This is a genomic window from Salinigranum sp. (genome assembly GCF_041641895.1).
In the GTDB taxonomy this organism is placed as follows: domain Archaea; phylum Halobacteriota; class Halobacteria; order Halobacteriales; family Haloferacaceae; genus Salinigranum.
This window is the reverse complement of sequence record NZ_JBEPXO010000137.1, coordinates 1-5,290: the sequence shown is the minus strand read 5'-3', so window position 1 is coordinate 5,290 and position 5,290 is coordinate 1. Positions and strand designations below refer to the sequence as shown.

Sequence of the window (5,290 nt, the reverse complement as noted above, 5' to 3'; positions counted from 1 at the left end):
GCCGACACGCACGACGCGGTAACCCGGCCGTCGTTCCTCCGCACGGACGGTCGCTGACGGCCCCGGTGAGGTCGTCGGGCCGACCCAGTTCCGCAGGGTCGGCACGTCTCCCCGCGGACTCGCCACGCCGCCTCCGGGCCGTCCCTCACTGATGAGCGTTGCGTGCAACAGAGCCATTACGCCGTATCCAGTCAGAGTAGCCATGCTGACTGCCAGGGTCTGTGTCCGATTCGAGGGGGACTGGACCGAGGAACTCCGCCGGTACGACGTCTTCGGCGAGTTCCTCGCCTCGACGTTCCGGAACCGGCGGTATATCGGCCTCATGAGCCTCGAGACGGACGACTTCGAGGCCACGTGCGACGTGATACGGGGCCACGACGACATCGACTCGGTCGAGGTCCTGGAGACGTACGACGCGACCGACGGCTCGCGGACGGCCGGGACGCTCTTCCTCAGGGGGCACCTCTCGAAATTCTCGCCGCTCCAGACGCTCATGTACGAGGGCTTTCTCCCCCTCGGCCCGACCGAGTTACACGACGGAGACGAGTGCTTCGACCTCCTGCTCGAGGACCGCGACGAACTCTCGGACGCGACGTCCATCCTCGAGGAGTTCGGCCACGTCCGCATCGAGCGCATCTCCCAGGAGTTCAGCCGCCGCATCACCCCCTCTGCGGCAGAGTGGCAGGAACTTTTGTCCTCGATTCCGCCCCGCCAGCGGGAACTCCTGAAACTCGGGCTCGAACGGGGCTACTTCGAGATTCCACGGGAGGTCACACTGGAGGAACTCGCCGACGAGATGGGCATCACGAAGACGACGGCGTCGAACCACCTCCGGAAGGCAGAGCGGAAGCTGATGACGTTCCTCGTCCGCTACGTCGACCTGGCGGCCGACGACTGAGGCGGCCGAGTCCCGGTCGCGCGAGATAAACAGTACACATCTCCGTCAGAGCCTCTTTGTCGCGCGAGTCGTGAGACGTCGGTATGTCGACCGTCCTGCTCGTCGCGACCGACCACGACCGCTGGACGCGGGCCGTCGCCGAGACGGCCGCCACCGTCGAAGCGGAGGGGACGGACGCAGTGCTCCTGCGTCCGCTCGCCGACCCGGACGTCGCGACGGCGGCGGACCTCGACACCGACCGTGACCACGCTCGCGACGTCCCGGACTCATCCGAGGCCGACCTCGACGCGCTCGCGCGCCGGAAGAGCGGCGTCGAGGACGCCGTCGACCGACTGGAGACCCGCGCCATCGACACTCGGGTCCGCGGTGTCGCCGTCGACGACGACTGCGGCGAGCGCGTCCTCGGAACGGCCGACGAGGTGGACGCGGACCGCATCTACCTCTACAGCAGGCGGCGGTCGCCCGCCGGCAAGGCCGTCTTCGGGAGCGCCGTCCAGCACGTCATCCGCCACAGCGACGTCCCAGTCGTAGTGACACCCGCGAACGCGGTCTGAGGCGACGAGCCGCCCCACGCGACGGCCGTCGATGTCAACCACACAATAAAACGTGCGACACGTTAGAGTCAACCGTTATCGGCGGTGGTGAGTGAACGTATCGGTATGTCACCGCAAAGCACGCGGCGCGACCTGCTCAGGATGAGTGGTACGGCGCTCGGTACGGCTGGCATCGGGGCACTGGCCGGCTGTAGCGCGCTCGTCCCGGGCGGGGGCGGCGGCGAGGTGGTCGTGGGGTCGAAGAAGTTCACCGAACAGAAGATCCTCGGCTACCTGTCGTACGTCACGCTGCGCGAGAACACCGACCTGACGGTCACGGACAAGGTGAGCCTCGGCGGGACGACGACGAACTTCAAAGCGCTCCAGAACGACCAGATCGACACCTACTGGGAGTACACGGGCACCGCGTGGCTGACGCTCCCTCCGAAGCACGAGGAGGTCATCACCGACCCACAGCAGATTTACGAGCGGGCCGGGTCGGAACTCGAAGAACAGCACGACCTCACGTTCCTCGACCGCGCGCCGTTCAACAACACCTACGTCCTCCTGGCGAACCCCGAGTGGCAGTCCGAGACGGGCGTCGAGACCATCAGCGACTTCGCCAGCTACGTCCAGGAGAGCGGGAGCGACACCACCGTCGTGATGAACGCGGAGTTCCAGGAGCGTGCGGACGGCTGGCCCGGACTCACGGAGGCGTACGGGTTCGAGTCGGCGGCGAGCGACCTCACCGTCAGGAACATCGGGTCGGGGCTGACGTACCAGGTCATCGGCGAGGGGGAGGCACAGGTCGGGATGGGGTTCAACACGAACCCGAAGATACTGAAGTTCGACCTCGTCCCCCTCAAGGACGACGAGCGGTTCTTCCCGGTGTACAACCCGGCCCCGCTGTGTCGGATGGACACCCTCGAGAACAACCAGGCGATGCGGGAGCCACTGAACGCGCTGGGCGACACGCTCTCGACCGACACGATTCGGGAGTTGAACCGACGTGTGTCCATCGAGGGGTCGGACGCGAAGGCGGTGGCCCGCGACCACCTCGAGCGTAACGACCTGATCTGAGATGACGGTCGACGCCGCCGCGACAGCCACGCCGGGTCCGCTCCCGCTCACGTCGTATCTGGGGTACGCGCTGGAGAACAGCGAGGACCTGCTCAGGCTGACGCTCGAACACCTCGACATCGTCCTGCTCGCCATCGGCATCGCGGTGCCGGTCGGCGTCGGTCTCGGGGTACTCATCACGTTCGACGACCGGGCCGCGACGGCCGTCATCTGGCTCGCAGGCATCATGATGACCATCCCGAGCATCGCCCTGTTCGGGCTGCTCATCCCGCTGTTCGGCATCGGCGACCCGCCGGTCATCGTCGCGCTGGTGCTGTACTCACAGCTGCCCATCATCCGGAACACGTACATCGGCCTCCAGCAGGTCGACCCCGCGGCGGTCGAAGCGGGGACGGGACTCGGGATGAGCCGGCTGGAACGACTGCGCCGCGTCCAGCTCCCCATCGCCCTGCCGGTCATCATGGCCGGCGTCCGCAACGCCGTGGTCATCCTCATCGGCATCGCGGCCATCGGGGCGTTCATCGGGGCGGGCGGCCTCGGCAACCCCATCTTCTCTGGTATCTCCCAGGCGCAGACGCCACAGATCGTCGTCGCGACGGTGCTGCTGTCGGCGCTCGCGCTGGTCATCGACTACGTGCTGGGTATCGGCGAACAACTGCTGCGACTGCGGAACGGCGAGGCGGTCGACGAGAGCGTCGGCACCCGCGCCATCAAGGGGGTCATCCCATGAGCACTACGAGTACGAGCACGGACGAAGACGGAAGCGAGGACGAACGCGAGAGCCAACACGCCAGTCGCACCGGGACGAACACCATCGAGTTCGACGGCGTCACCAAGGTCTACGGCGACGGTACGGTCGCCATCGAGGACGTCAGCTTCGGCGTCGAGGCGGGGACGACGACGGTCCTCGTCGGTCCCTCGGGGTGTGGGAAGACCACGACGATGAAGCTCGTGAACCGCCTCGAAGACCCCTCCGAAGGGACGGTCTACTTCGAAGGACAGGCCGTCCAGGAGATAGACCCCATCGAACTCCGCCGGAGCGTCGGCTACGTCATCCAGGAAATCGGGCTGTTCGACCACATGACCGTCGCGGAGAACGTCGCGACTGTCCCGGAACTCAAAGGGTGGGACGACGACCGCATCGACGACCGGGTCGACGAGTTGCTCTCGCTGATGGACCTCCCGCCCGAGCAGTACCGCGACCAGTACCCGCCGGAGCTCTCCGGGGGGCAGCGCCAGCGCGTCGGCGTCGCGCGGGCGCTGGCGGCCGACCCGGACGTCCTCCTGATGGACGAGCCGTTCGGCGCACTCGATCCCATCACCCGCGAGAACCTCCAGGACGAGTTCCTCGACATCCAAGCGCGCATCGACACGACCATCCTGTTCGTCACCCACTCCATCGACGAGGCGCTGAAGATGGGCGACCGAATCGCCATCTTCGACGTGGGCGAACTCGTCCGCTACGACACCCCCTCGAACATCCTCGAGGAACCGGGCAGCGACTTCGTCGCCGACTTCATCGGCTCCGACCGGACGCTCAAGCAACTGCAGGTGACCCAAGTCCGAGACGTCATGCGGGAGTCGGTCCCCCCACGGTACGAGGACCTCGTCGGCGAAGTCGACGACGGCGACACGACCGACCCCGAGGGGGGACTCGTCCCCGTCGAGCCCCACGAGAGCACTCAGACCGCCCTCTCGCGCATCATCCAGGCGGGGACGGACGCCATCCCGGTGGTCGACGACTCGGACGTCGTCGGCGTCGTCACCGAGGCGGACATCCGCGAACAGACGGTCGACCGCAAGAAGGGGTCGGAGGTCGTCTGAGATGTCCTTCCTGAGTAACCTCGTCGGCGCCTGGCGGTTCCTGCTCGCGAACGTCGACCGCTTCCTCGAACTCCTGGGCCAGCACCTCGCGCTCGTCCTCATCTCGGAGGTGCTTGCCATTCTGGTCGCCGTCCCGCTCGGCGTGCTCGCCCTCCGGAACGAGCGGGCGAAGGGGTACATCCTCGGCGCGGGAAACGTTGCCCAGACCGTCCCGACGCTCGCCATCATCGCGCTCGTGTTCCCACTCCTCGGTATCGGCTTCCTCCCGGCGCTCGTCGGCCTCTTCGCGTACGCCATCCTCCCCATCCTCACGAACACCATCACCGGCTTGGAGGACGTCAGCGAGGACACCGTCGAGGCCGCACGCGGGATGGGGATGACCGAGAACGAGATCCTCAAACGAATCCAATTCCCCCTGGCGCTCCCAGTCATCTTCGCCGGCATCCGGACGAGCGCGGTCATCAACGTCGGAACGGCGTACCTCGCCTTCTTCATCGGCGGCGGCGGCCTCGGCGTCTGGGTCATCTCCGGCATCAACCTCTTCCAGATGGAGAAGGTGCTCGCCGGCGCGATTCCCGGCGCACTGCTGGCCATCGCGATGGACACCCTCTTCGCGCTCGTCGAGCAGAAACTCGGCGGCGAGGGGGGCGTCGCCCAGCAGGTGGCCACCGGGTGACCCCGTCCGAGAGCGACCCTCGGAGTCCGGCGAAGTCGACGGTCGCTCGTCACCGGCGAGGAGCGTGACCCCGTCTCGAGAGGGACCCACGAGAGCCCACGACAGGCGCCTCAGGCGGACGCTCACTTCGAGAGTCGACGCGGTCTGTCGCTGCCGTCCGATTCGATTTCCGAGTCGAGCGCGTCTCGCAGTCGTCTGGCCTGTGCGCGCGTGAGTGTGAGCGAGTCGGCGTGAGCGTCGACGCGGTCGGTCGCCGTGGGGTCGAGTTCGAACTCGACC

At 67.0% G+C, this 5,290-nt stretch carries 7 protein-coding genes; 6 read left to right on the top strand and 1 reads right to left on the bottom strand.

Annotated features, from left to right (window positions below):
- Positions 1 to 202: 202 nt before the first annotated feature.
- The 6 genes from ACESK5_RS18730 to ACESK5_RS18705 all read left to right on the top strand — a co-directional run bounded on the left by ACESK5_RS18730 (position 203) and on the right by ACESK5_RS18705 (position 5,011).
- Positions 203 to 898: a helix-turn-helix domain-containing protein gene (locus ACESK5_RS18730; RefSeq protein WP_372913103.1), complete on the top strand. Its 696-nt coding sequence runs from the start codon at positions 203 to 205 to the stop codon at positions 896 to 898.
- A gap of 83 nt (positions 899 to 981) precedes the next feature.
- Positions 982 to 1,452 (top strand): universal stress protein, encoded by a 471-nt coding sequence (locus ACESK5_RS18725; protein ID WP_372913102.1) that lies wholly within the window; start codon positions 982 to 984, stop codon positions 1,450 to 1,452.
- A gap of 105 nt (positions 1,453 to 1,557) precedes the next feature.
- A complete protein-coding gene (locus tag ACESK5_RS18720; RefSeq protein ID WP_372913101.1) occupies positions 1,558 to 2,511 on the top strand; it encodes a glycine betaine ABC transporter substrate-binding protein in 954 nt (317 codons plus the stop codon).
- A gap of 1 nt (position 2,512) precedes the next feature.
- On the top strand, positions 2,513 to 3,241 hold the full coding sequence (locus ACESK5_RS18715) for an ABC transporter permease (RefSeq protein ID WP_372913100.1): 729 nt from the start codon (positions 2,513 to 2,515) through the stop codon (positions 3,239 to 3,241).
- A complete protein-coding gene (locus ACESK5_RS18710; protein WP_372913099.1) occupies positions 3,238 to 4,335 on the top strand; it encodes an ABC transporter ATP-binding protein in 1,098 nt (365 codons plus the stop codon). Before ACESK5_RS18715 ends, ACESK5_RS18710 begins: the two co-directional genes overlap by 4 nt.
- Before the next feature lies 1 nt (position 4,336).
- Positions 4,337 to 5,011: an ABC transporter permease gene (locus ACESK5_RS18705; protein WP_372913098.1), complete on the top strand. Its 675-nt coding sequence runs from the start codon at positions 4,337 to 4,339 to the stop codon at positions 5,009 to 5,011.
- A 122-nt stretch (positions 5,012 to 5,133) separates the two neighbouring features.
- On the opposite strand, the gene ACESK5_RS18700 is transcribed toward ACESK5_RS18705, so the two are convergent.
- On the bottom strand, positions 5,134 to 5,290 hold a 157-nt coding region (locus tag ACESK5_RS18700; protein WP_372913104.1), incomplete at its 5' end, for a DUF6360 family protein.